General features: G+C 70.3%; 21 protein-coding genes, 1 tRNA gene and 1 pseudogene. 8 read left to right on the forward strand and 15 right to left on the reverse strand.

Annotated elements, in window-relative coordinates; all coding sequences use genetic code 11:
• The first annotated feature begins 69 nt into the window (after nucleotides 1-69).
• Both SOM11_RS00215 and SOM11_RS00220 read left to right on the forward strand, forming a co-directional pair.
• Nucleotides 70-1,074 carry a magnesium transporter CorA family protein gene (locus SOM11_RS00215; protein WP_320476856.1) on the forward strand — a complete coding sequence of 335 codons (1,005 nt, stop codon included), beginning with the start codon at nucleotides 70-72 and terminating at the stop codon, nucleotides 1,072-1,074.
• Between the two features lie 107 nt (nucleotides 1,075-1,181).
• A pseudogene (locus SOM11_RS00220) lies at nucleotides 1,182-1,874 on the forward strand (sugar phosphate isomerase/epimerase family protein); the annotation flags it as partial.
• Between the two features lie 89 nt (nucleotides 1,875-1,963).
• Here the strand turns inward: SOM11_RS00220 and SOM11_RS00225 are convergent.
• Nucleotides 1,964-3,118 (reverse strand): SLC13 family permease, encoded by a 1,155-nt coding sequence (locus tag SOM11_RS00225; RefSeq protein WP_320476857.1) that lies wholly within the window; start codon nucleotides 3,116-3,118, stop codon nucleotides 1,964-1,966.
• Nucleotides 3,119-3,246: 128 nt separating this feature from the next.
• On the opposite strand from SOM11_RS00225, the gene SOM11_RS00230 reads away from it, so the two are divergent.
• A complete protein-coding gene (locus SOM11_RS00230) occupies nucleotides 3,247-3,423 on the forward strand; it encodes a hypothetical protein (RefSeq protein ID WP_192058414.1) in 177 nt (58 codons plus the stop codon).
• An 87-nt stretch (nucleotides 3,424-3,510) separates the two neighbouring features.
• Here SOM11_RS00230 and SOM11_RS00235 read toward each other — a convergent pair whose 3' ends face one another.
• A complete protein-coding gene (locus tag SOM11_RS00235) occupies nucleotides 3,511-4,725 on the reverse strand; it encodes a mechanosensitive ion channel family protein (protein WP_320476858.1) in 1,215 nt (404 codons plus the stop codon).
• 60 nt (nucleotides 4,726-4,785) lie between these two features.
• Between SOM11_RS00235 and SOM11_RS00240 the strand changes: the two genes are divergently transcribed.
• Nucleotides 4,786-5,601 carry an alpha/beta hydrolase gene (locus SOM11_RS00240; RefSeq protein WP_320476859.1) on the forward strand — a complete coding sequence of 272 codons (816 nt, stop codon included), beginning with the start codon at nucleotides 4,786-4,788 and terminating at the stop codon, nucleotides 5,599-5,601.
• Between the two features lie 34 nt (nucleotides 5,602-5,635).
• On the opposite strand, the gene SOM11_RS00245 is transcribed toward SOM11_RS00240, so the two are convergent.
• The 4 genes from SOM11_RS00245 to SOM11_RS00260 all read right to left on the reverse strand — a co-directional run bounded on the left by SOM11_RS00245 (nucleotide 5,636) and on the right by SOM11_RS00260 (nucleotide 9,337).
• Entirely contained in the window at nucleotides 5,636-5,872 is a 237-nt protein-coding gene (locus tag SOM11_RS00245) for a hypothetical protein (protein ID WP_192058420.1), read from the reverse strand.
• A 230-nt stretch (nucleotides 5,873-6,102) separates the two neighbouring features.
• Complete coding sequence (locus tag SOM11_RS00250; protein WP_243213535.1) at nucleotides 6,103-7,011, reverse strand: glycine betaine ABC transporter substrate-binding protein; 909 nt, start codon at nucleotides 7,009-7,011, stop codon at nucleotides 6,103-6,105.
• A 65-nt stretch (nucleotides 7,012-7,076) separates the two neighbouring features.
• Complete coding sequence (locus tag SOM11_RS00255; protein ID WP_320476860.1) at nucleotides 7,077-8,036, reverse strand: ABC transporter permease; 960 nt, start codon at nucleotides 8,034-8,036, stop codon at nucleotides 7,077-7,079.
• The gene (locus tag SOM11_RS00260) at nucleotides 8,033-9,337 is read right to left on the reverse strand and encodes a quaternary amine ABC transporter ATP-binding protein (RefSeq protein WP_192058426.1); all 1,305 of its coding nucleotides are present in this window, start codon (nucleotides 9,335-9,337) and stop codon (nucleotides 8,033-8,035) included. Before SOM11_RS00260 ends, SOM11_RS00255 begins: the two co-directional genes overlap by 4 nt.
• Nucleotides 9,338-9,826: 489 nt before the next feature.
• Here SOM11_RS00260 and SOM11_RS00265 point away from each other — a divergent pair, with 489 nt between their 5' ends.
• The gene (locus SOM11_RS00265; protein WP_243213537.1) at nucleotides 9,827-11,374 is read left to right on the forward strand and encodes an amino acid permease; all 1,548 of its coding nucleotides are present in this window, start codon (nucleotides 9,827-9,829) and stop codon (nucleotides 11,372-11,374) included.
• Nucleotides 11,375-11,665: 291 nt separating this feature from the next.
• Here the strand turns inward: SOM11_RS00265 and SOM11_RS00270 are convergent.
• Nucleotides 11,666-11,738, reverse strand: a tRNA-Lys gene (locus SOM11_RS00270).
• Nucleotides 11,739-11,835: 97 nt separating this feature from the next.
• On the opposite strand from SOM11_RS00270, the gene bcp reads away from it, so the two are divergent.
• On the forward strand, nucleotides 11,836-12,306 hold the full coding sequence (gene bcp / locus SOM11_RS00275) for a thioredoxin-dependent thiol peroxidase (RefSeq protein ID WP_243213538.1): 471 nt from the start codon (nucleotides 11,836-11,838) through the stop codon (nucleotides 12,304-12,306).
• Between the two features lie 42 nt (nucleotides 12,307-12,348).
• Here the strand turns inward: bcp and SOM11_RS00280 are convergent, their stop codons facing one another.
• On the reverse strand, nucleotides 12,349-12,807 hold the full coding sequence (locus tag SOM11_RS00280; RefSeq protein ID WP_320476861.1) for a hypothetical protein: 459 nt from the start codon (nucleotides 12,805-12,807) through the stop codon (nucleotides 12,349-12,351).
• A gap of 167 nt (nucleotides 12,808-12,974) precedes the next feature.
• Between SOM11_RS00280 and SOM11_RS00285 the strand changes: the two genes are divergently transcribed.
• On the forward strand, nucleotides 12,975-13,223 hold the full coding sequence (locus SOM11_RS00285; RefSeq protein ID WP_055796236.1) for a WhiB family transcriptional regulator: 249 nt from the start codon (nucleotides 12,975-12,977) through the stop codon (nucleotides 13,221-13,223).
• A gap of 128 nt (nucleotides 13,224-13,351) precedes the next feature.
• On the opposite strand, the gene SOM11_RS00290 is transcribed toward SOM11_RS00285, so the two are convergent.
• Complete coding sequence (locus tag SOM11_RS00290; RefSeq protein WP_192058435.1) at nucleotides 13,352-14,845, reverse strand: sensor histidine kinase; 1,494 nt, start codon at nucleotides 14,843-14,845, stop codon at nucleotides 13,352-13,354.
• 227 nt (nucleotides 14,846-15,072) lie between these two features.
• On the opposite strand from SOM11_RS00290, the gene SOM11_RS00295 reads away from it, so the two are divergent.
• Nucleotides 15,073-15,489: an Rv3235 family protein gene (locus tag SOM11_RS00295; protein WP_192058437.1), complete on the forward strand. Its 417-nt coding sequence runs from the start codon at nucleotides 15,073-15,075 to the stop codon at nucleotides 15,487-15,489.
• Nucleotides 15,490-15,578: 89 nt separating this feature from the next.
• On the opposite strand, the gene secA is transcribed toward SOM11_RS00295, so the two are convergent.
• From secA to mtrA, 6 genes are all read right to left on the reverse strand, one after another.
• Nucleotides 15,579-18,419, reverse strand: coding sequence for a preprotein translocase subunit SecA (secA, locus tag SOM11_RS00300; RefSeq protein ID WP_320476862.1), 2,841 nt, complete (start codon nucleotides 18,417-18,419; stop codon nucleotides 15,579-15,581).
• A gap of 223 nt (nucleotides 18,420-18,642) precedes the next feature.
• A complete protein-coding gene (gene hpf, locus SOM11_RS00305; protein ID WP_243213542.1) occupies nucleotides 18,643-19,356 on the reverse strand; it encodes a ribosome hibernation-promoting factor, HPF/YfiA family in 714 nt (237 codons plus the stop codon).
• A gap of 155 nt (nucleotides 19,357-19,511) precedes the next feature.
• Complete coding sequence (locus tag SOM11_RS00310) at nucleotides 19,512-20,159, reverse strand: ComF family protein (protein ID WP_320476863.1); 648 nt, start codon at nucleotides 20,157-20,159, stop codon at nucleotides 19,512-19,514.
• A gap of 105 nt (nucleotides 20,160-20,264) precedes the next feature.
• A complete protein-coding gene (locus tag SOM11_RS00315) occupies nucleotides 20,265-21,953 on the reverse strand; it encodes an LpqB family beta-propeller domain-containing protein (RefSeq protein WP_320476864.1) in 1,689 nt (562 codons plus the stop codon).
• Entirely contained in the window at nucleotides 21,950-23,569 is a 1,620-nt protein-coding gene (gene mtrB / locus SOM11_RS00320; protein WP_243213546.1) for an MtrAB system histidine kinase MtrB, read from the reverse strand. The genes SOM11_RS00315 and mtrB overlap by 4 nt, the downstream gene beginning before the upstream one ends.
• A gap of 96 nt (nucleotides 23,570-23,665) precedes the next feature.
• On the reverse strand, nucleotides 23,666-24,346 hold the full coding sequence (mtrA, locus tag SOM11_RS00325; protein WP_320476865.1) for an MtrAB system response regulator MtrA: 681 nt from the start codon (nucleotides 24,344-24,346) through the stop codon (nucleotides 23,666-23,668).
• Between the last annotated feature and the right edge of the window lie 37 nt (nucleotides 24,347-24,383).

The raw sequence follows: 24,383 nt of genomic DNA on the forward strand, positions 1-24,383 counted from the left end.
ATCAGCGGGGGTCGTGGGGGCGCCGGGGTTCCTCTCGGTGTCCGGGCCCACGGGAATAGCATTCGCCTCATGACCAACACGCGACCCGCCCGCACCAGCAGCACCGCGACCGTCACGAGGGCCTACCGCGACGGCGAGCTCGTCGCGCACGGGTTCCCGCTCGCGGAGGTGAGCGACCACCTCGAGGACGCCGACTGCATCGTCTGGGTCGACTTCACCGACCCCTCCGCTGCCGATCTCGCGGAGCTCGAAGACGAGCTGGGCCTGCACGAGCTGGCGGTCGAGGACGCCCTGCACGACGGACAGCGTCCGAAGATCGACCGGTACGACGGCCATCTCTTCACCGCGCTGTACGACGTGGACTTCGACCGGGACTCCGGTGTGCTCAGCACGAGCGAGGTCAAGGCGTTCGTCACGGCCCGGGCGCTCGTCACGATCCACCACCCCGAGTTCGACGTGTCGCGGCTCGAGCGGACCTACGACGACAACGTCGACCTCACGACGCACGGCGTGACCTACCTGCTCTGGGGTCTGCTCGACAGCGTCGTCGACCGGCACTTCGACGCGACCGACGCGCTCGACGACGAGATCGAGGGCATCGCCGACGATCTCTTCGACCCGAAGCCGCGGACCCTCGACGTCCAGAAGCGCTCGTTCGCCCTGCGCAAGAGCCTGGTGCAGCTCCGCCGGGTGTCGTCGCCGATGCGCGAGGTGCTGAACACGCTGCTGCGTCGCGATCTGAAGGAGGTCGACGCCGAGATGCAGCCGTACTTCCAGGACGTCTACGACCATGTGCTGCGCGTCTCCGAGCAGAACGACTCGCTGCGCGACCTGGTCTCGACGATCCTCGACACGAACCTCAACCTGCAGTCGAACCGGATGAACCTGATCATGAAGAAGGTGACGAGCTGGGCCGCCATCATCGCGGTGCCGACGGCGATCACCGGCTTCTACGGCCAGAACGTGCCGTACCCGGGGTTCCAGTCGACGACCGGGTTCGTCACCTCGTGCGTGCTCATCGTCGCCATCGGCGGCGTGCTCTGGTGGCAGTTCAGACGCCGCGACTGGCTGTGACCGGTCGTTCGCGAACTGTTCACCCGGCCCGCCCCGGGGCCCGGGCGCGTCGGTCGTAGCCTTGCCGCGTGATCACGGTCGGAATGAGCACGTCCTGCGTCTTCCCGATGTCGACCGACGAAGCCTTCCGGCTCGCCCGGCTCACCGGCTTCGACGGCGTCGAGGTGATGGTGACCGCGGATCGCGGCACCCGTCGCGCCGACCTGCTCCGCGCCTCCTCGGCCCGATGGGGTCTGCCGGTGCTCTCGGTGCACGCCCCGGTGCTGCCGATCGCCCACTTCGCGTTCGGTCGCGATCAGCGCGACAAGCTGCTCCGCTCGGCCGAGCTGGCCGCGGAGCTGGGGGCCTCGACGGTCGTCGTGCATCCCCCGTTCCTCTGGCAGCGGCGGTACTCGGCCGGGTTCGTCGAGATCATCCGCGAGATCGCGGGGGCGACCGGGGTGACGCTCGCGGTCGAGAACATGTTCCCGCTGCGCGTCGGGCCGCTGGGGATCGACGTGCACCGACCCGGCCACGACCCCGCGGGCATCGACGTCGACGCGGCGACCCTCGACTTCTCGCACGCGGCGGTGGCCGGGCGCGACGCGCTCGACCTCGCGCTGGCGCTGGGGTCGCGCCTCCGGCACGTCCATCTGACCGACGGCCGCGTCTCGCAGCGCCCGGGCGGACTGCACGACGCGCATCTCGTGCCGGGCGAGGGCACGCAGCCGGTCGCCGAGGTGCTGACGCATCTGGCCCGCTCGGGGTGGTCGGGCTCGATCGTCGCCGAGGTGCACACCGGCACCGGCGGCCGAGCCGAGGAGGCGCGGGTCGAGCAGCTGCGGCGGACCGTCGCCTTCGCGCGTCGGCACCTCGGATCCCCGGCCCCCGCACCGTCCCCCGCGTCGGGTCAGAGCACGAGCACGGTCGCCACGACGGCGAGCGGCACGGCGACGACGGCGATCCCGAGGCCGGCGAGCATGAACCGACCCCAGGACACCTCGACTCCCATCGACGAGAGCCGCGAGTGCCAGAGCAGCGTGGCGAGCGACGCCCACGGCGTGACGAGGCAGCCGATGTTGACGCCGATGAGCACCGCCACGAGACGGAGCGGAGACCCGGCCACGGGTTCGAGCGCCAGGTAGGCCGGCAGGTTGTTGGCGACGTTCGCGGCGGCGGCGCTCCCGCCGGCGAGCCGCAGCAGATCGGGCAGCGAGTCCCCTCCCCCGACGACCGACCCCAGCAGGTCGGCCAGCCCCAGCGAATGCGCGGCCTCGACGACCACGAACAGCCCGCCCGCGAAGAGGATCGTGCTCCACGGGACGATGCCCGGTCGGAGCACCGCGCGACGGCGGACGGCGAACGCGACGACGAGCACGAGCGCCGCGCCGGCGGCGGGGATCCAGACCTCCACCCCCGACACCAGCGCCGGCACGAGCAGGGCGGTCACGATCGCCGCCACGCGGAACAGCACCCGGTCGGCCGGCTCCTCCGATTCGGGAGGCGCGAACCGCCCGGTCAGCTGGCGGCGGTACCGCAGGCCGATCGCCGCCACCGGCACCACGACGCCCACGGCCGCGGCGGGTGCCACGAGCGCCGCGAAGGTCAGGGGCGCGGGCGAGCCGAGCTGCCCGAGCGCCAGCAGGTTGGTGAGGTTCGACACGGGCAGGAGCATCGACGCGCAGTTGGCCAGCCACACCGTCGTCAGGGCGAACGGCATCGCCGGCAGGCCGACGTGACGCGCCACGAGGACGACGACGGGCGTCAGCAGCACGGCCGTCGTGTCGAGCGACAGGAACACCGTGCATGCCACGGCGAGGACGACGACGTACAGCCACAGCACGACGACGCGCCCGCCGGCGAGCCGCGAGCAGGTGCGCGCCAGCCAGGAGAAGAGCCCCGCCTCGGCGGCGAGCTCGGCCACGACGGTCAGCGCGACGACGAACCCCAGCACGGGCGCGACCCGCTCGACGAGGGCGACCAGCTCGGCGCCGGTGAGGACACCCGCCAGGAACGCCACGAGACCCAGGGCGAGGAACACGGCGCCGAGCACGGCAGTGCGCACGGGGACTCCTTCGGAGGGGACGGGACCGGCGATCCGTCCGAACCGGGCGTCGGACAGCTCAACCTACAACCGCCGGACACGACGGGCCGCACCGGATAGCGTGATCACAACGAACACGGGAGCGAACCTTGCGCAAATTCCTTTTCAACGGAGCCATCCTCAGTGCGACCTTCTCGGGCTTCAGCCTGCTGAAGAGCATCACCGCCGGTCCCCGCGACTGGCGACTGCTCCTCACGGCGGTCGCCTGGGCCGCGACGACGGCCATCGCCATCGGCAACGTGGTCGACGCCGCGAACGACGACTAGATCGAGCGAACCGATCCGAGCGATCGATTCGAGAAGGAGGCGCGCCTCGGGTGACCGGGGCGCGCCTCCTTCGTCGTCCTCGCGGGGTCAGCGGTCGGGTCGTCCGACCGGGTGCCCGTCGGGTCGACCGTGGCCGTCGTCGTCCGGGTGCTGGACCGGGATCGCCGACGTGAACAGCGCGGTGCGTTCGGTGTCCGCGTTCTCGCCGCTGAAAAGGCCGCCGGCCTCGGACGTGGACCGCTGCGGCCGCGCGGGGGCGGTCTGCTCGTCGCCGACCATCTGCACCCGCGCGCGCGGGATCGACACGGGGCTCGAGGCGTGCAGCCAAGCGATGAGGTCCTCTCGCACCAGGCAGCGGAGGTCGAACAGGGTCGGGGCGTCCTTCGCGGTGACGAGCACCCGCACCCGCACGTAGCCGCCCGTCGCATCGGTGACCTGCAGCACCTTCACCCGGCCGTCCCAGAGGTCGGTGCCGGCCAGCACCCGGTCGAGCTCGTCGCGCATGTCGCCGGGCTGCACGCGCCAGTCGAGGTCGAACTCGACGGCGCCGAGCAGCTCGCTGTTGCGTCGCGTCCAGTTCTCGAACGGGGTGGTCGTGAAGTACGTCGACGGGAGCACGAGCCGTCGGTCGTCCCAGATGTGCACCACGACGTACGACAGCGTGATCTCCTCGATCAGGCCCCACTGACCCTCGACCACCACGACGTCGTCGATGCGGATGGCATCGCTGAACGCGAGCTGGATCCCCGCGAACACGTTCGCGAGGGTGGACTGCGCCGCGAGACCGGCCACGACCGAGACGAGCCCGGCGCTCGCCAGCACGCTCGCTCCCACGGCCTCGACCCCCGGGAACCCCAGCAGGAGGGCGCCGGCCGCGACGATCACGATGAGGGCGACCGTCAGCCGACGGAGGATCAGCACCTGGGTCCGCACGCGCCGCGCGACCCGGTTGTCGGGCGTGTCGACCCGGTACCGCGACAGACCCAGGTCCTCGAAGAACAGGGCGAGGGCGCCGACGAACCACGCGACGACCACGATCACCGTGCAGCGGAACAGCTGCGAGACGGCCTCCTGCCCCGGGTAGTCGGCCCCGAGGAGGCGCGGGAGCGTCGTCGAGAGCGCGATCGTGAGCAGCACCACCAGCAGCGACCATCGGAAGGGTCGACGCATCCGCGTCACGAACGCCTTGGCCCAGTCCTTCCGGCGGGCGACGAGCGAGAAGACCCAGGCCACGAGGGCGGAGACGACGAAGGTGAGGACGACGGCGACGAGCACCGCGACGGCGAGTTCGATCCATGGCATCGCACCAGCTTGGTCGACGCCGGCGAGCGGCGCGACCAGGAAGAGGCCAGAATGTCAGACGTGAGACGACGTACCGACAGCCCCGACGAGCCCGCCGCCCGCGTACCCGCATTCCATCGGGGATCACGATCGCGACGCCTCGTCAAGATCGTCGCGTCGGTGCTCTTCGCCGTCGTCGTCCTGGTCGCGACCGGCTTCTTCACCTGGGCCAAACTGCCCATGTCGGCCACCGCCTCCTCGATCGCCGCCGTCGCGGCCGACCCGGCGGTGACCGTCACCGACCGACCCGACACCGTGGTCATGCGACCGGCCGAGACGCGCCCCCGCGACCAGGGCCTCGTCTTCGTCGCCGGCGCGCGGGTCGACCCGCAGGCCTACGAGCAGGTGCTCTCGGGCGTCGTCCGCACCGGTGTGACGGTCGTGATCGTGCGTCCCGTGCTCGGCTTCGCGATCTTCGACTGGCGGGCCCTCAGCGACTTCACCGCGGTCGCCCCCGAGATCTCGCACTGGGCCGTCGGCGGGCACTCGCTCGGCGGGGTCCGGGCCTGCGGCTACGCAGAGAGCGACCCCCGGGTCGACGGTCTCGTGCTGCTCGGGTCGTACTGCGCGACCAACGACCTCTCGGACGACTCCGAGCTGCCCGTGCTCAGCCTCGGCGGCAGCGAGGACGGCCTGAGCACGCCGGAGGACATCGAGCGCTACCGTGCGCAACTGCCCGACGACGCCACGATGGTGCAGATCGAGGGCTCGAACCACGCGCAGTTCGGCGACTACGGCGAGCAGTCGGGCGACGGCACGGCGACCCTGTCGGACGAGGAGGCGCGCAGCCGGATCGACCGCGAGCTGCGGTCGTTCTTCGCGACGATCGGCCCGTAGGGCGGACGCCTCAGCGCCTCAGCGCCTCAGCGCCTCAGACGGAGCGCTTCCGCAGTCGCAGAGCCTCGAGCGCCATGCCCTGCGTGGCGTAGCGGCCCACCTCGTCGCCCCAGTGCGGGTTCGCGCCCCGCAGCGCGACGTGCGAGCCGTTCTCGACGCGGATGTGGCCGAGCACGCGGTCGGGCGTCGACACCTGCACGAGGTCTGCGGCGATCGATCGGGTGCTGACCCGGGCGTTGCGGCGGACGGCGTCGATGCTGGTGATGCTCACGGGTGGTGCCTCTCGTGCTGATCCCCGGGATGTCCGGGGTGATGGTGCTGACGCATGCTGCGATCGCGACGAGACAGACGGTAGTCGCGCCTCCTCGGCAAGGCCCTGACGGTTCGCTGTGCGTAACCCCCGGCCGGGCTGCGTGATCCCGGTGTCCGCCGGGGCGGCGCACGACGAGGGCCCCGGGCGATGTCGTCGCCCGGGGCCCACGCACAGGTGATGCGGTCGGATCAGCTGGTCAGGCCGTCGACGTACTCCTGGTTGTCGTCGATCCAGGCGTCGACGACCTCGGTGTAGTCGCTGCCGTCGACACCGCTGTTGAACATGGCGTTCTCGAGCGACGACAGACGGTCGTTGTCCATCTCGAAGCCCTCGAGCCACTCGGCGAACTGCGGGTGGCTGTCCGTGAAGCTCTTGCCGCCGAACGAGTGGATCCCCTCGGCGTCGCCCAGGGTGCCCTTGGGGTCTTCGAGGTCCTTGATCGGGAACGCGTCGTAGGCCCAGTGCGGGCTCCACAGCGTGACGGCGATGTTCTCGCCCGCGTCGGTGGCGCTCTTCAGCTCGGTGAGCATGGCGGCCGTCGACGAGGTCTGCAGGGTCAGGTCGTCGATGCCGTACTCGGGGATCGTCGCGTTCTCGACGGCAGAGGTCAGACCTGCGGCCGGCTCGATGCCGACGATGGTGCCGCCGAAGAGGTCGGCGTTCTCGTTCAGCTCGTCGATCGAGTCGATCGGGGCGTCGGCGTTGACCGCGATGGCCAGCTTGGCGCCGTCGTTCCAGGCGCCGAGGTCGGTGAGGTCGTCGCCGAACTTGTCGATGTACTCCTTGTGCGTGACGGGCAGCCAGGTGTCGAGGACGACGTCGTAGTCGTCGGTCGTGAGGCCCTGGTAGACCGGTGCGACGTCGGCCATCTCGAGGTTGACCGTGTAGCCCTGCTCTTCGAGCACGGACTTCCACAGCCAGGATGCGGCGATGCCCTCGTCCCAGCCGTTGAAGACGGCGATGTCGACGACGCTCTGGTCGCCGTTCTCGAGGGTCTCGGTCGACGACGAGCTGCCGGGGGGCGAGCAGGCGGCCAGGCCGAGGACTGCGGAGGTGCCCAGGGCGACCGAGGCTGCGATGGTGGTGCGCTTGTTCATGTGATCCTTTCGGGTGGTGCAGGAGGTGCGGGTCGGCCGATGACGCCGGCCGACCCGCCGGGGTTCTAGACCGACGCGGTGGCGCGCTCGGGCGCCGGTGCGTCGGGGAGCGGGGTGGCGTCGACCTCGGTCTCGGCACCGCCGGAGGCGGCGGGAGCGCTGCCGGGGGCGCGCGGGGAGCGCGAGGGGCGACGACGGCGGTCGGCGCCGAGGGCCGCGGTCATGCGGTCGAGGATGATCGCGAGGATCACGACCGAGACGCCGGCCTCGGCCCCCAGTGCGACGTCGATGCGGTTGAGGCTCGCGACGATGTCGCCGCCGAGTCCGCCTGCTCCGACCATGCCCGCGATGACGACCATCGAGAGCGACAGCATGATGACCTGGTTGACGCCGGCCATGATGCTCGGCTTCGCGAGGGGCAGCTGGATCTGTCGCAGGATCCGCCACGGCGACGAGCCGAACGCCTGGCCGGCCTCGACCACCTCGGTGTCCACCCCTCGGATGCCCAGCTCGGTCAGTCGCACGCCGGGTGCCATGGCGAACACGATGGTGGCCACGATGCCCGGCACGACGCCGACCCGGAACAGCAGCAGAGCCGGGATGAGGTACACGAACGCCGGGGTCGTCTGCATGAAGTCGAGGACGGGGCGGATGATCTGCGACGCGATCGTCGACTTGGCCGCGAGCACGCCGAGGGGGATGCTGATCGCGATCGCGATGGCACCGGCGACGAGCACCAGGGCGAGGGTCGCCATGGCGTTCTCCCACTGGTTGACCGAGCTGATCAGCAGCAGGCCGACGGCCGAGCCGACGGCGAACTTCCAGCCGCGGGCGAAGAACGCCAGAGCCGCGACGACGATCACGACGGCCCAGAACGGAGGCGCGCTGAGGATGTACTCCATCCACTCGTAGAAGAAGAGGAAGACGGCGCGCACGACGTCGAAGAAGCCGCCGAGGTTGTCGGTGATCCAGTCGACGACCGACGACACCCAGCTGCCGAAGGGGATGCGGAGGATGTCGTTCATCGGGTGGCTCCTTCGGTGACCGCGACGGGGGTCTCCTCCGTCGCGAGGGTGGCGTCGAGCTCGCTCTCGGAGAACCGCGTGACGGGTTCGAGCACGGGGATGGGCGAGGTCGTCGTGTCGACGTTGCCGAGGGCGGCGAGCAGCGTGACCCGCGGGATGACGCCGATCAGTCGATCGCGGTCGTCGACCACGGCGATGGGCAGCGGACTCTCGACGGCGAGTTCGAAGAGGTCGACGAGGGCGGCGTCGGGGCCGACCTTGGCGAACTCGGTGTTCACGATCGCCTCGAGGTCGGTGTCGTTCGTCTTCACCTGACGCATGACGTGGCGGTCGCGGACCCAGCCGAGGAGCTTGCGGTCGCGGCCGAGGACGAACAGGGCCGCCGTCTGCAGATCGCGGAGGGTGCGGAGCGCGCCCCGGGGGCCGGCGGTCAGCTGCACGACGGCCCTGGCCGGCTCCATGACGCTCGACGCGGTGAGGACCCGTGCCCGGTCGACGTCCTGCACGAACTGGGCGACGTAGTCGTTGGCCGGATCGGTGAGGATGTCCTCGGGGCTGCCGATCTGGACGATGCGGCCGTCTCGCATGACCGCGATGCGGTCGCCGAGGAACATGGCCTCGTTCAGGTCGTGCGTGATGAAGACGATGGTCTTGCCGAGCTTCGCCTGCAGCTCGAGCAGCTGCTCCTGCATCTCGCGGCGGATCAGCGGGTCGAGGGCGCTGAACGCCTCGTCCATCAGCAGGATGTCGGTCTCGGCTGCGAGCGCACGGGCCAGGCCCACTCGCTGCTGCATGCCGCCGGAGAGCTCGCTCGGGAGCTTGTCCTCCCAGCCGGCGAGACCGACGATCTCGGTCACCTCGCGGGCCTTGGCCAGGCGCTTCGCCTTGGCGACTCCCTGCACCTCGAGGCCGTAGGCGACGTTGTCGATCACGGTGCGGTGCGGGAGCAGCGCGAAGTGCTGGAACACCATCGAGACGTGCTTCCGTCGGACGGCGCGCAGCTCCTTCGCGGGGACGTCGGAGATGTTCGACCCCGACACCTCCACGGAGCCCGAGGTCGGCTCGAGCAGGCCGTTCAGCATGCGGATGAGGGTCGACTTGCCGCTGCCCGACAACCCCATGACGACGAAGATCTCGCCGGGCTGCACGTCGAATGACGCATCGATGACGGCTGCCGTGCCGAAGGCCGAGGCATCGGCGCGGCTGGCGCCGGACTCGAGGCGGGTGACCGCTTCTCGGGGGCGGCGTCCGAAGACCTTGTAGAGGTTCTTCGCACGCACGGCGGGTGGTGTCGTTGTCATGGGCTCTCCGCGGGCACACCGGGTCGCGCCTTCCGCTCGGGCAGGCGCGCCGTCGGCGGCGTTCTGGTCGGGCGGACGGGTCGACGGCGCATGCGGGATGGTCCGGCTCAAGCATCGTGATCCGAGATGCGAACCTGTACCCCACTGGTGCGGTCATGGGACCGGCACCGGCGCCACCAGACCGTACGGCGACCGGGATCCGAGACTGCCGGACCGCCGATCATCGCGTCCTGATGATGACGGGCCCACCGGAGCGGGCCTCGACGACCGTAGCGAACAAGTGTCGCGCATCCGAATCCGCACCCCCCTCCGAAGGGACCGGACGTGTACCCCGATCCCCCTCGATCGCCGTGTTCATGGGCATCGACATCGTGGCCGTTTCGTTACACGCTCTGCACCTCCGAGGGTCGCCGTCCGCAGAGCGCGGGTCCCCCGACATGCCGACCTGTCGATGTGCGCGAACTGCAGACTCGGGCCTACCCTCTCGGCATGAGCGCATCAGACGGAGACCGCGGCTCGGCCGCGCACCCGGACACGGTCCCCCAGGACTTCAGCCACGAGCAGGAGGGGTTCCAGCACGGTCTGAAGCCCCGGCAGCTGCAGATGATCGCCATCGGCGGCGCCATCGGCACGGGGTTGTTCCTCGGCGCCGGCGGTCGACTCGCCACGGCGGGGCCCTCTCTCGCGATCGTGTTCGCCATCTGCGGCGTGTTCGCGTTCTTCATCCTGCGCGCGCTGGGCGAGCTGGTGCTGCACCGCCCCTCCTCGGGATCCTTCGTCTCGTACGCCCGCGAGTTCTACGGCGAGAAGTTCGCCTACGCGGCGGGCTGGATGTACTTCCTGAACTGGGCGATGACGGCGATCGTCGACGTCACCGCGGTGGCCCTGTACCTGCAGTACTGGAAGGCCTTCACGGCCGCCCCGGAGTGGCTGCTGGCCCTCGTGGCCCTGGCCGTCGTGTTGTCGGTGAACCTGCTGGCCGTGAAGGTGTTCGGCGAGATGGAGTTCTGGTTCGCGATCGTCAAGGTCGCCGCGCTCGTGATCTTCCTGGTGGTCGGGGTCGTCTGGCTCGCCGCGGCGTTCCCGGTGACGCACGACGGCGCGGCCGTCGACACCGGCTGGTCGGTGGTCGCCGCGAGCGGGATCCTGCCGAGCGGTCTGCTGCCGGCGGTGCTCGTCGTTCAGGGCGTCGTCTTCGCGTACGCCGCGATCGAGCTGGTCGGAACGGCGTCGGGCGAGACCGAGAACCCGGAGAAGGTGGTGCCGCGGGCGATCAACACGGTGATCATCCGGATCGCGGTCTTCTACGTCGGCTCGCTGGTGCTCCTGTCGCTGCTGCTGCCCTACACCGCGTACGCCGAGGGCGAGAGCCCGTTCGTCACGTTCTTCAGCAGCATCGGAAGCCCCGAGGTGGGTCGCATCGCCGGGTCGATCATGAACTTCGTGGTCGTGACGGCCGCGCTGTCGAGCCTGAACGCCGGGTTGTACTCGACGGGCCGCGTGCTCCACTCGATGGGGATGAACGGTTCGGCCCCGAAGTTCACGACGAAGATGTCGAAGGGCGGGGTGCCGTTCGGCGGGATCCTGCTGACGGCGTCGATCACGCTGCTCGGCGTCGGCCTGAACGCGATCGTCGGCGCGAGCGCCGCGTTCGAGATCGTGCTGAACATCGCGTCGCTCGGCATCCTGACCGCATGGGGCACGATCATCCTCTGCCAGATGCGCCTCCGCCGGTGGGCGAAGGAGGGCAAGGCGAAGGAGCCCTCGTTCCGCCTGCCGGGCGCCCCGGTCACGAGCTACCTGACGTTGGCGTTCCTGCTCGCCGTGGTCGTGCTGATGGCGATCGACTGGCCGATCGGCTCGTTGACGGTGATGTCGCTCGTGGTGATCATCCCGCTGCTGATGCTCGGCTGGCACCTGCAGCGCGATCGCATCCTCGCCGCAGCGCGCCTCCGCGAGGGCATGACCGGCCCGTATCCCGTCACGGGCCGCGACGCCGCGGCGCAGCACCCCCGCCCGGGCGACGACCGCCCGTAGCCCCACTCCCCCGCCGCGAGCGGGACGGACTCCGCCCTCCTCCGTCCCGCTCCCGCGCCCCCAGCCCCCGCGACGAGCGAAGCGACGTCGCCCCGCCCCCACCCCGCGGCCAGCGAAGCGAAGCCGCACCGCGACGAGCGAAGCGACGTCGCCCCCGAGCAACACGCACCTGGCGGCAAAGCACCCCCACCCCGCGCGGCCCCAGGCCGCACGTCGGCGGAGCCGACCAGACCGGCACGACGAAAAATCCCCCGCTTCATCGACTGATGAACACGGGGGACCCATTTTTCGTGCACCCCCTCGGACTTGAACCGAGAACCCACTGATTAAGAGTCAGTTGCTCTGCCAATTGAGCTAGAGGTGCGCGCCGCGGTATGCCCCGCAACGAGGACCAACATTAGCATGAGTTCTGACCCCACTTGAACACCCGGGCGCCTCGCGCGCCCTCAGATCGGAGCATCATGGCCACGAGACTCGAGAAGGGCGCCCCGGCGCCGACCTTCACCCTGGACGACGAGAGCGGTTCGCCGGTCTCGCTGTCGGACTTCGCGGGGCAGAACGTCATCGTGTACTTCTACCCGGCGGCATCGACGCCCGGCTGCACGACCGAGGCATGCGACTTCCGCGACAACATCAATTCGCTGAAGTCGGCTGGCTACCAGGTGCTCGGCGTGTCGAAGGACGCCCCGGAGGCGCTCCGTCGGTTCAAGGACGAGCAGGGCTTGAACTTCCCGCTGCTGAGCGACCCCGAGCTCACGGTGCACGAGGCGTACGGCGCCTACGGCGAGAAGAACAGCTACGGACGCATCGTCACCGGCACCATCCGCTCGACGTTCGTCGTCGACGGTGAGGGCGCGGTCGTGCTGCCGCTCTACAACGTGAAGGCGACGGGGCACGTGGCGTCGCTGCGGAAGAAGCTTGCGCTCGACTGACCCCTCCCCCTGTCGCCGCCCCGCGCCTCCTGCACCGTCCGGTCAGTAGGTGCGGGGCGGCACGTCGTCGCGGCGGGACGTGGCCGCCACCACCGACGGGGTGAGCAGCAGCACGACGACGAGCACGGCCGGCACGATGAGCCAGAGGCCGATGGTCGGGTTGGCGAACGTGCCCTGCAGGCTGCCGACGCCGACCGCGATCTGCAGCACCTGCCACACGATGGCCGCACCGCGGATCCAGGCTCGACCACGGAAGGCGCCGACCACGATGGAGCCGATCCAGGCGGTCGCCATCAGGGTCAGCAGGAGCACGGCGACGGCCGACGCGTACGACGACGGCGTCTCGACGACGAGTTCGACGAGCAGGTAGCCGGCGGCGGACGCCACGACGGCGAGCTCGCCGACGAGGAGCACGATCAGCAGCCACAGCAGGGCGGGGCGCCGCCGGTCGGCAGACGGATCTGTCGGCGTCACCGGGTCGTTCTCAGCCGCTCCGCTCATGCGTCGCCCTCCACAAAATCCTTGATTTGGCCGTACCAGTATGCGACCATATTCGAGGTCGAAGTGACGTGCACACGGCCGTGCGCGCCTCCCGAATTCTTTCTCTTTCCCCCATCCGGAACCGGTGCTTCGTTGCGCCGGTTCAGCATTTAAAGGAGTACCCATCGATGGATTGGCGTGACAAGGCCGCCTGCCTGACCGCAGACCCGGAGCTGTTCTTCCCCGTGGGCAACACCGGCCCCGCCGTCGACCAGATCGACAAGGCGAAGACCGTCTGCGGCCGGTGCACCGTCACCGAGACGTGCCTGCAGTACGCGCTCGAGACCAGCCAGGACTCCGGCGTCTGGGGCGGCCTCAGCGAAGACGAGCGCCGCGCGCTCAAGCGCCGCGCCGCCCGCGCCCGCCGCGCCAGCTAGACGAACCCGTCGTCGGGTGGCCTCGGCCATCCGGACGGCGAAGAGAGGCCGGCTCCCCCATGGGGAGCCGGCCTCTCTTCGTCGTCGCAGAAGGCGCTGACAGCCGATCAGGGAGCGCTGACAGCCGCTCAGGGCTGCGTGAGCCAGCGGAACGGGATCTCGATGGTGACCTCGGTGCCGCTGCCGACGAGCGTGTGCCAGTCAATGGTGCCCCCGAGCTCGCCCTGGATGAGCGTGCGGACGATCTGGGTGCCGAGCCCGGAGCCGACCTTGCCCTCGGGGAGACCCACGCCGTTGTCGCGCACCTTGACGGTCAACTGCTCGTCGTCGCGTTCGGCGACGATCTGCACCTCGCCGTCGCGACCGTCGAGACCGTGCTCGACGGCGTTCGTGACGAGCTCGGTCAGCGCCAGCGCCAGCGGGGTGGCGTACTCGCTCGGCAGCGCACCGAAACTGCCCACCAGCGCGGGCCGGACCGTCGTGTTGTGACTCGAGGCGACCTCGGCGATGAGCATCAGGACGCGATCGAAGACGGTGTCGAAGTCGACGTTCTGGCTCAGCCCCTCGGACAGCGTGTCGTGCACCACGGCGATGGAGGCCACCCGGCGCATGGCCTGGGTCAGAGCCTCGCGGGCGACATCGGTGTGCGTCCGTCGGGCCTGGATGCGGAGCAGCGACGCCACCGTCTGCAGGTTGTTCTTCACACGGTGGTGGATCTCGCGGATCGTCGCGTCTTTGGTGATGAGCTCGCGCTCCTGGTGCCGCAGCTCCGTGACGTCGCGGCAGAGGACGATCGCGCCCATCCGGTCACCACGGTCGCGCAACGGGATGGCCCTCAGCGAGACCGTCACGCCGCGCGCCTCGATGTCCGTCCGCCAGGGGGCGCGCCCGGTGACGACCAGAGGCAGCGACTCGTCGATGACGAGCTTGCCCTGCAGCAGGTTCGTGGTGACCTCCGCCAACGACTCGCCCTCGAGCTCGCCGTCGAAGCCCATCCGGTTGAAGGCCGACAGGCCGTTGGGACTCGCAAAGGTGACCGTGCCGTCGACGTCGAGCCGGAGCAGCCCGTCGGAGGCGCGGGGGGCGCCCCGACGAGGCCCGGTGGGCGCACCCAGGTCGGGGAAGTCGCCCGCGGCGATCATGGCGAAGAGGTCGTTGGCGCACTGGTTGAAGGTGAGCTCTTGACGACTCGGGGTGCGGGCCTCGCTGAGATTCGTGTGCCGTGTGATGACCGCGATCGGAGCCTCGGTCACGTCGGGGCGGCTGGCGCCGAGACGACGCAGCACGGGGACGGCCCGGACTCGGGTCGGGGTCTCCTCGTACCAGTCGGGGGCCGCCGAGTCGACGATGCGGGTCGACGAGAAGGCCGAGTCGATCTGCACCCGCCACTCGGGCCGGACCTCCTGCCCCACGAAGTCGCGGTAGAAGAGCGTCGCACTGCTCGACGGCCGCGCGTGGGCGACGGCCACGAAACTGCCGGTCTGGGTCGGCACCCACAGGACCATGTCGGCGAACGCCAGGTCGGCCAGCAGCTGCCAGTCGCCGACGAGCAGGTGCAGCCACTCGATGTCCGCTTCGCTGGAGCGGCCCTGGGCGAGTACGAGATCACTGAGCGTCGACACCGCCCCAGTCTAAGTCGAGCCGCGATCACGGAAAATCGGTGCGACACGAGTTCTCCACAGATCGGCCTGTCCCTAGCAAATCAATACCGAATGTCATATGTTGTGTTCGTCCGAGCCGCTTTCACGAAAGTTCGAGCACCATGCCACGTTCCTCACCAGCCACCCCACCGCCCCGCGTCGAGCCCGAGTCCGGGGGCGGCGACACGCCGACGGCGACGATCGCACCCGTGCGCCATCTCAGCGCCGTCGAGGGGTGCGGGGCACTCGCCGCAGTGTCGCCAGACTCCCTGTCGTCGAATGTCCGACCCATCACCGCCGAAGCCGCCGTCGAGGCGCTGGCCAGATCGGTGCTGGAGGTCATGGCGGGCGCCCGCGACATCGACCAGCTGGCGCGATGGGTCACCGCCGACGTCTTCGCCACGCTGCGCAACCGGGTCAGGGTCTCGACGCAGGCCCGACTGGCCCACGGCGTCCGCAGACATCGACCAATCCTGCGATTCGGGCGCGTCCACATCGCCGAGCCCTCCCCCGGCATCGTCGAGGCGGTCGTCGTCGTCCACGGTCGCGGCCGCAGCCGTGGCGTCGCCGTGCGACTCGAGACCGTCCGAGGTCGTTGGCGCGCCAGCGCCCTGCACATCCTCTGAGCGACAGAGCGACATCCGCCAGAGCGGACGAGAGAAGGAGGCGCACCCGCCTGAGCGGGTGCGCCTCCTTCTGCTGCTCGACCTGACGTCTAGTCGGAGGCCTTCTTGCCTGCGGCGCGGCGCTCGGCCCGGTTCACGGGCGCGGGCTCGTCGCCGCCGGTCTTCTGACCGAAGGCGCCCTTGCCCGCCGCGGCCGGCGCCGGACCGCTCGCGGCGCGTGCCGCGGCGACCTCGGGGGCGGTCGTGCGCTCGGCGGTGTCCTGCTGTCGCTGGGCCCGCGCCGTCGCCGCCTTCTCGAGACGACCCTTCTGGTCGCGCACCTCGACCTCGCCGTCGATGTTCGGGGCCGAGTACTCGAGCGCGGGCGGGGCCTGCTCGTTGCCGAGACCCTTCGCGGCGATGACGGGGGCCTTCTGCGAGTCGACCTGCCCCTGCACCTCGACCTCGAGGTTGAACAGGAAGCCCACGGACTCCTCGCGGATCTGGCCCATCATGCTCTGGAAGAGCGCGTAGCCCTCGCGCTGGTACTCGACCAGCGGGTCGCGCTGCGCCATGGCACGCAGACCGATGCCGTCTTTCAGGTAGTCCATCTCGTACAGGTGGTCGCGCCATCTGCGGTCGATGACCGACAGGACGACACGACGCTCCAGTTCGCGCATCGCCGCCTCGCCGAGCGACTCCTCACGGGTCTTGTACGCCACCTTGGCGTCGGAGAGGATCTCCTGGCCGAGGAAGTCACGGGTGGCCTTGCCCTTCGAGCCGGCCTCCGTGATGACCTCGTCGATCGTGATCGAGATCGGGTACAGCGTGCGGAGCTCCGTCCACAGCGCGTCGAGGTCCCAGTCGTCGGGGCTGCCCTCGCCGGTGTGCTGGTCGATGACCTCGTTGACCACGTCGTCCAGGAACTTCGAGGCACGGTCCTGGAGGTCGTCTCCCTCGAGGATGTGCCGGCGGTCGCCGTAGATGGCCTCGCGCTGACGGTTGAGGACGTCGTCGTATTTGAGGACGTTCTTGCGGATCTCGGCGTTGCGCGACTCCACCTGCGACTGCGCCGACCGGATGGCGCGTCCGACGATCTTGTTCTCGATGGCGAGGTCGTCGGGCACATTGCCCCGGCCCATCAGCGACTCGGCGGCGCCCGAGTTGAACAGACGCATGAGGTCGTCGGTCAGCGACAGATAGAAGCGGCTCTCTCCCGGGTCGCCCTGACGTCCGCTGCGCCCGCGCAGCTGGTTGTCGATGCGGCGGGACTCGTGGCGCTCCGTCCCGAGGACGTACAGCCCGCCGGCCTCGATGACCTTCGCGGCCTCTTCGGCCACGGCCTCTTTGTGCGACGCGAAGACGGCGTCCCATGCGGCCTCGTACTCGTCGGGGGTGTCGACCGGGCTGAGACCCTTGGCGTTCATCTCCGCCACCGCGAGGAACTCAGCGTTGCCACCGAGCATGATGTCGGTACCGCGACCGGCCATGTTGGTGGCCACGGTGACGGCCCCGGCCCGCCCCGCCTGGGCGACGATAGCGGCTTCGCGGGCGTGGTTCTTGGCGTTCAGGACCTCGTGCTTGACGCCCTTCTTGGCGAGGAGACGAGAGAGGTACTCGCTCTTCTCGACGCTCGTCGTGCCGACCAGCACGGGCTGGTTCTTCGCGTGACGCTCGACGATGTCTTCGACGACCTGGTCGAACTTCGCCGTCTCGTTCTTGTAGACGAGGTCGGTCTGGTCGATGCGCTGCATCGGACGGTTCGTCGGGATGGGGACGACGCCGAGCTTGTAGGTGCTCATGAACTCGGCGGCCTCGGTCTCGGCCGTGCCCGTCATGCCGGAGAGCTTCTTGTAGAGGCGGAAGTAGTTCTGCAGGGTGACCGTGGCGAGCGTCTGGTTCTCGGCCTTGACCTCGACCCCCTCCTTCGCCTCGATCGCCTGGTGGATGCCCTCGTTGTAGCGGCGCCCGCTCAGGATGCGACCGGTGTGCTCGTCGACGATCAGGACCTCGCCGTTGATGACGACGTAGTCCTTGTCGCGCTTGAACAGCGCGTCGGCCTTGATCGCGTTGTTGAGGAACGAGATGAGCGGCGTGTTGGCCGACTCGTACAGGTTGTCGATGCCGAGGTAGTCCTCGACCTTCTCGATGCCGGGCTCGAGCACGCCGACGGTGCGCTTCTTCTCGTCCACCTCGAAGTCGACACCCGACACGAGGCGGCGGGCGATGGTCGCGAACTCGGCGAACCAGCGGTTCGCCTCGCCGCTGGCCGGACCGGAGATGATGAGCGGCGTCCGGGCCTCGTCGATGAGGATGGAGTCGACCTCGTCGACCACGGCGAAGAAGTGGCCGCGCTGGACCATGTCCTGCGACTGCCACGCCATGTTGTCGCGCAGGTAGTCGAAGCCGAACTCGTTGTTCGTGCCGTACGTGATGTCGGCCGCGTACTGCTCGCGACGCTGCGCCGGGGTCTGACCGGCGAGGATGCAGCCCGTGGTCATGCCGAGCGCACGGAACACCCGGCCCATCAGCTCGGACTGGTAGCTGGCGAGGAAGTCGTTGACGGTGATCACGTGCACGCCGCGCGAGGCGATCGCGTTCAGGTAGGCCGCGGTCGTCGCGACGAGGGTCTTGCCCTCACCGGTCTTCATCTCGGCGATGTTGCCCAGGTGCAGGGCGGCGCCGCCCATCAGCTGGACGTCGAAGTGCCGGAGGCCCAGCGTCCGCTTCGAGGCCTCGCGGACGGCGGCGAACGCCTCGGGGAGCAGATCGTCGAGCGACTCGCCGCCCGCGTAGCGCTCGCGCAGCTCGACGGTCTCGTTCTTCAACTCGTCGTCGGTGAGCGTGGTGAAGTCGTCTTCGAGTTCGTTGACGGCTTTGGCGTACGCCTTGAGCCTGCGGAGGGTACGGCCCTCGCCGACGCGAAGGACCTTCTCGAGAACGTTGGCCACCGGTTACTCCCTGTGTTTCGGTCGAGCACGCGAAGAGACCCGCGCACCCCGTGAGGCGGGCCCGAGGGCCTCGCCGGGATCGGCTCGACCCGCGGACGGACGAGCACAGAATGGTAACAAGACTAGCGGCCGCGGCCCTGGGAGCCGGCAAGGCGAGAGCCTCGTCGTCTCCGCAGAGCCGCGGCCGTGTCGGGGCCCGCTTCACGGGCCCCCGTGGGTCGGGTCAGCCGGCCAGACCCGCCCGGAGCGCCGTGGCGACCTCCTGCAGCTCGGGGGCCGACTGGTCGAGGCCGATGACGCCGTAGTCCCAGCCCTTCCGGCGGTAGACCACGCTCGGCCGATCGGTCTCGGAGTCGATGAAGAGATAGAAGTCGTGCCCGACGAGCTCCATGTAGTAGAGCGCGTCGTCGACCGTCATGGGCGTCGAGGCGAACACCTTCGAGCGGATGACGACGGGGCAGTACTCCTCCTCCGCCTCGGCGGCCGCGGTCGCCGCGTCGTCGTCGGTGACGACCGCGACGGCGCCCGTGCGGACGGCGTCGAGGGTCTCGGCGGCGGCCGGCGTCACGCCGTGCGTGCTGAAGTCGGACGTCGCCGCCTCGTGCAGCGACGTGGGTCGGTGCTGACCCCGGTGCACCTTCTTGCGGTCTTTGGCCCGGCGGACCCGTTCGAGCAGACGCGCGATGGCGAGGTCGAACGCGACGTACTTGTCGCCGGCCGTCGACTCGGCGCGCACGAGCGGACCCGGTCCGATGAGGGTGAGCTCGACGCGGTCGTCTCCCGCCTGACCGCTCGACTTCTCGTGGTGCCTCGAGACCTTGATCTCGAGTGCCAGGGCTTTGGTGGCGAGTTGCGCCACCTTGTCGGCCTTGTCAGTGGCGTAGTCGCGGAAACGATCGGTGATCCCGACGTTTCGACCCGTGACGGAAATTTCCATGACGACCTCCTTTGGCTAAGACGTGCCGCCTGTCAGCCAGGCGAGTGTTCTTTCACGCCGTTTGCCCCACCGTAACCGTGACGGCCCCCGCCCGTCACCCCGTGTCCACCGAGTCGCCCGTTCTCCAGCGGATTCGAATGCCCTCTGTCGATCGGTCACAGCCGTCTCCCGGTGAGCGGCGTGGACGCCAGACAGGCGGCCCCGACGACGGTCGCCCCGTTCGTCACGAGCGCACGTTCCGCCTCGAGCAGCGTCGATCCGGTCGTGACGACGTCGTCCACGAGCAGCACGCGACGTCCTGTCAGATCGGCGGCAGCCCGGAGGCTGCCCAATCGATCGCGGTGCCGCTGCACCCGGTCGCGGTGCTTCTGCGAACCGCCCGCACCGACGACGGACTTCAGGAGGCGCGGTGCGAGGACCAGCCCCGCCTCGCGGGCGAGCAGACCCACGGGATCGAACCCGCGCCTCCTGAAGCCCGCCCTCGAGGCGGGCACGGCGACGAGCAGCGGCGGCGCACCCGGCGGGCAGGCCTCGGCGAGCGCCGCCCGCAGAGCGGGGGCCAGCCATCGCGCGAGCCGGAGCCTGCCCTGCTGCTTGAAGGCGATGACCGCGCGGCGCACCTCGAACTCGTAGTCGAGTCCCGACACCACCCGGAGCCCGGTGACGAGGGTGCGCGATCGGACCGCCGGCTCCAGTCGCACGCGGCAGTCGGTGCAGAGTTCGACGTCGGGCGCAGCGCACCCCGCGCAGGCCACCGGGGACACGACGGACAGGGCCTCGCGGAGGGCGGTTCGAGTCGTCATGCCCCCAGCGTGCCCGGCCCGCCGGCGGGGTCCGCGCCGCGACGGGAGTCGTCCACAGCAGGCGCGGACCTCGGCCCGCCGGGGAGGAGAGGCGCCGGGTCGGGATCAGCGCTGGGTGCCGAGCAGATCGGCTCGGACGCCGCTGTCCTGCCAGCTGCTGCCGCGGGGCTCGAGAACGGTCCCGTCGGAGGTGCGGACCTGCAGACGGGCCAGACCGTTGCCGCCGACGATCGTGTCGGGGTCGCCGGGCGGCCTGCCCCGCGAGGTGGCCGGTCCGCCGACCTCGGAGACGGTGACCTGCGGTTCGTCGCCCGCTCGGGTGAGGACGGCCACCGACGACTGATCGGCCCAGGTCGCATCGACGGGCACCCCCGTGGGGGCCGCCAGCTCGAGCGCCTCGCCGAGGGCCGTGGGGATGCCGTCCGCGTCTCGGACGACGGCGGCGACGAGGATCCGCGCGTCGCCGTCGTCGTCGAGGAGGGCGAGGACGCGGGTGCCGTCGCGCGAGACGCGGAGGGCGACCACGTCGGCGCCGCCCGGCAGCGACGAGACGACCCGGTGCGACACGCCGTCGGCGCCGATGGCGCGGAGACCCTCGGGGTCGCTCTCGGGGACGCTCCAGACGAAGCCCCGGTCGTCGAGGGTCGGCGGCACGAGACCGGGGCGCGCGTCGAGGAGGCGCGTGCTGCCGTCGGCCCTCGCGAGCACTGCCCCCTCCGGGGTCGCGACGGCGGCGGAGGACTGGTCTCCGGACAGCTCGACGGACGTCGCGCCGAGATCGGCCACGGCGGACGACAGCCCGTCGAGCTCGCTCACCGAGCTCCGCGACGCGAAGCCGAGGATCCCGTCGGCGACGACGAGGGGTCGCGCGTCGACGGTCGGATCTCTGAGGGGCGAGTCGGAGCCCAGGTCGGGCACCTCGAGCACCGTCGACTCGACGCTCAGCTCGACCCTGGTGATCGCCGCGACGCTGGAGAAGCTCGCCAGCAGCTGCGCCTGCATGCGGGCCCGGGCGTCCGCCCCGGCCCCGAGGGCGTCGGCCGTGAGGTCGACCCGTGCCGTGCCGTCCTCCACGGTGATGGCGGTGAGCGACAGCCTCGTGCCGTCGGGAAACGCCGAGACGACGGCGCCCTGCAGCCACGGCGACGGGCCGGAGAGCAGCGCGCTGGCGATGCGCGTGCCCGTGGAGGAGCGCGCCAGGAACCACCGTTCGTCGGGGACCAGGTAGGTCAAGGTCGGGTCGTAGAAGTAGACCGAATGGGCGCGGAAGACCGACTGGAAGGTCGCCGGGGTGAGCACGATCCCGTCGGGCGCGTCGCTGATGCGCCACTGGCCTTCCTCCTGCACGAACCGGTAGCCGAGCGTCGTCGGGACGGACGACGTCGCGGGGGCGTAGCGCCCGTCGTCGTCGACCGTCGCCGAGTCGACGAACGTGTAGTCGAGCTCGGTGTCCGAGACCCGGGTCGTGGTGCCCGTCCCCGGGCGGACGGTGACGCTCGCCCGAGGGTCCCAGCCGTCGGCGAACCCCGTCGAGAGGAACTGCCGCGCGACGGCGTAGTCGTTCTGCGGCCCCGTGCCCGCGGCGAGGAAGCCGTTGAGGAGCTGCTCCTGCGAACTGCCGACGGAGGGGCCGTTCGGCGTGTAGACGACGTCGCTGTCGACCACGTCGCTCGTGATGGGCTCGCCCTGCTGCACGGAGCCGCTGTCGGGGATGCCCGCGCAGCCGACGAGCACGGCGACGACCGAGGCGGCCACGGCGAGGGCCGCGGGGCGTCGGGAGATCCGACCGGTCATGAGAGTCCTTCCGGGCGGATGGGCAGGGGCCACGAGTCGACCGGCCGCCCGACGACGCGGGGCAGCGTCATGACGAAGCGGCTGCCTTCGCCGGGTCTCGACCACACGTCGATGCGCCCGCCGTGCAGCACGGCGTCCTCCAGACTGATCGCCAGCCCGAGACCCGTGCCCCCGATCGTCCGACGGCGTGACGGGTCGGCCCGCCAGAAGCGGTCGAAGACGCGCTCGGCGTCGGCCTCGGTCATGCCCACCCCGTGATCGTGGACGGCGATCGCGACGGAGTCCGGGTCGGAGTCGACCTCGACGGTGATCGGGCGCCCCTCACCGTGCTCGATCGCGTTGCCGAGCAGGTTGCGGAAGATGCGGCGGACGCGACGGGCGTCGACCTCCGTCTCGAAGTAGCCGCCCCGGGCGACGATCTCGATCTCGCTGCCCGTCTCGGCCGCCAGGGGCTCGTACTCGGCGACGCCGTCCTCGACGAGTCGCACGAGGGTGATGCGCTCGAGCTCGAGCTCGACGGCGCCCGCGTCGAACCGGGAGATCTCCAGGAGGTCGGCGAGGAGCAGTTCGAAGCGGTCCACCTGGGTGTGCAGCAGCTCGGTGGTGCGCGCCGCCGACGGGCTGAAGCCCTCGCGCTGGTCGTAGAGCACGTCGCCGGCGAGACGGATGGTGGTGAGCGGAGTCCGCAGCTCGTGCGACACGTCGCTGACGAAGCGCTGCTGCACCCTCGACAGTTCGGCGAGCTGCGAGATCTGCCTCTGCATGGCGTCGGCCATGCCGTTGAACGACCGCCCGAGCGTCGCCACGACGTCCTCGCCCTTCTCGGGGATGCGCTCCTCGAGATGACCGGCGGCGATCTTCTGGCTCGTCTCGGCCGCCACCCGCACGGGTGCGACGACGAGCCGGACGACGGCGTACGTGATGAGGGCGATCAGCGCGACGAGGGCGATCGAGCCGATGGCGAGGGTCCTCTGCATCAGGGCGAGGGTGGCCTCGGCGTCGCCGAGGTCGTACACGAGGTAGAGCTCGTACTGGCCCGCGGTGGGCACCTGCAGGGTCGAACCGACGGCGATGCCCGGCGCCGCGCCTCCTGAGGTCGACGCCAGCGACACCGACTGCAGGGCCAGCGACCCGGTGTCGGCGGCCACCTGCCGACGGAGGTCGGATGTGATGACGTCGGCAGGGAAGTCGGGGCTGGCGATGTTCTGGATGGTGCGGGCGGTGGTCTGACCCGGCGTGCGGAGGATGGCGATGCGGGTGCCGCCCGGGCTCGACGTCGAGCCGAGGATCGCGCTCTGGGCCTCGTTCTGCAACGAGTCGAGCTCGACCTGGTCGGCGTCTTCGGTGGCCGTCGCCGAGTCGAAGATGCTCTGCGCCAGCAAGGTCGCCCGCAGCGACTCGGACTGCACCTGGTCGCGACGCTGATCGAACAGGTTCGCGCCGATGCTGACCGAGATCGACGCCGCGATGATCGACGCGCCCACCCCCGCGAGCACCACGGTGAGGGCGACGGTGCGGAGCTCGAGCGACGAGCGCCAGACGTGGCTGAGCCGGCGACCCACGACGGCGAGCCGTCGGACCGTCGCCCCGGGGAGGGCCAGGCGCGGCGACGTCATCGCCCGGCTGCGCCCACGGGGACCCGGGGGCCCGTCGCGCCGGGTGAGCCCGCCGAGCTCGTGGAGCTCACGGGCGACCGCGACCCGTGCACGCCGTCACGCGCTCGAACCGGCCCGGTACCCCACGCCGCGCACGGTCGTGACGATGCGTGGGTTGTCGGGATCGTGCTCGACCTTGGCCCGGAGGCGCTGCACGTGGACGTTCACCAGGCGCGTGTCGGCCTTGTAGTGGTAGCCCCAGACCTGCTCGAGCAGCATCTCGCGCGTGAACACCTGCTGGGGCTTCGACGCGAGTGCGAGCAGCAGCTCGAACTCGAGCGGCGTCAACGGGATCGCCGTCTCGCCGCGTCGCACCTCGTGGGCGGCGACGTCGACCCGCAGGTCGCCGACGGCGAGGACGTCGTTGGTGGGCTCGGTCGCCGGGCGCAGGCGGGTGCGGATGCGGGCGACGAGCTCTTTCGGGTTGAACGGCTTGACCACATAGTCGTCGGCGCCGCTCTCGAGGCCCTTGACCACGTCGACCGTGTCGCCCTTCGCGGTCAGCATGATGATCGGGACGCCGCTCTCGGCGCGGATCGCGCGGCAGACCTCGAGTCCGTCCATGCCCGGCAGCATCAGGTCGAGCAGCACGAGGTCCGGGCTCGAGTTGTGGAAGGCGTCGAGCGCCGCGCTGCCGTCGCTGCAGAAGTGGGGCTCGAACTCGTCGGCCCGGAGGACGATGCCGATCATCTCGGCCAGAGCGGGGTCGTCGTCGACCACGAGGATGCGCGGGGTCATGGTCTCCGTCTTCGGGATGGGCCGCTCGGAAGGCGGC

Source organism: Frigoribacterium sp. CFBP9029 (assembly GCF_034045305.1).
Classification (GTDB): domain Bacteria; phylum Actinomycetota; class Actinomycetes; order Actinomycetales; family Microbacteriaceae; genus Frigoribacterium.

Excerpts from the sequence above, each read along its gene's own strand:
- SOM11_RS00215 (WP_320476856.1), top strand. The coding sequence starts at position 70 with ATGACCAACACGCGACCCGCCCGCACCAGCAGCACCGCGACCGTCACG.
- SOM11_RS00235 (WP_320476858.1), bottom strand. The coding sequence starts at position 4,725 with ATGCCATGGATCGAACTCGCCGTCGCGGTGCTCGTCGCCGTCGTCCTC.
- SOM11_RS00250 (WP_243213535.1), bottom strand. The coding sequence starts at position 7,011 with ATGAACAAGCGCACCACCATCGCAGCCTCGGTCGCCCTGGGCACCTCC.
- SOM11_RS00255 (WP_320476860.1), bottom strand. The coding sequence starts at position 8,036 with ATGAACGACATCCTCCGCATCCCCTTCGGCAGCTGGGTGTCGTCGGTC.
- SOM11_RS00260 (WP_192058426.1), bottom strand. The coding sequence starts at position 9,337 with ATGACAACGACACCACCCGCCGTGCGTGCGAAGAACCTCTACAAGGTC.
- SOM11_RS00265 (WP_243213537.1), top strand. The coding sequence starts at position 9,827 with ATGAGCGCATCAGACGGAGACCGCGGCTCGGCCGCGCACCCGGACACG.
- bcp (WP_243213538.1), top strand. The coding sequence starts at position 11,836 with ATGGCCACGAGACTCGAGAAGGGCGCCCCGGCGCCGACCTTCACCCTG.
- SOM11_RS00280 (WP_320476861.1), bottom strand. The coding sequence starts at position 12,807 with ATGAGCGGAGCGGCTGAGAACGACCCGGTGACGCCGACAGATCCGTCT.
- SOM11_RS00285 (WP_055796236.1), top strand. The coding sequence starts at position 12,975 with ATGGATTGGCGTGACAAGGCCGCCTGCCTGACCGCAGACCCGGAGCTG.
- hpf (WP_243213542.1), bottom strand. The coding sequence starts at position 19,356 with ATGGAAATTTCCGTCACGGGTCGAAACGTCGGGATCACCGATCGTTTC.
- SOM11_RS00310 (WP_320476863.1), bottom strand. The coding sequence starts at position 20,159 with ATGACGACTCGAACCGCCCTCCGCGAGGCCCTGTCCGTCGTGTCCCCG.
- SOM11_RS00315 (WP_320476864.1), bottom strand. The coding sequence starts at position 21,953 with ATGACCGGTCGGATCTCCCGACGCCCCGCGGCCCTCGCCGTGGCCGCC.
- mtrB (WP_243213546.1), bottom strand. The coding sequence starts at position 23,569 with ATGACGTCGCCGCGCCTGGCCCTCCCCGGGGCGACGGTCCGACGGCTC.
- mtrA (WP_320476865.1), bottom strand. The coding sequence starts at position 24,346 with ATGACCCCGCGCATCCTCGTGGTCGACGACGACCCCGCTCTGGCCGAG.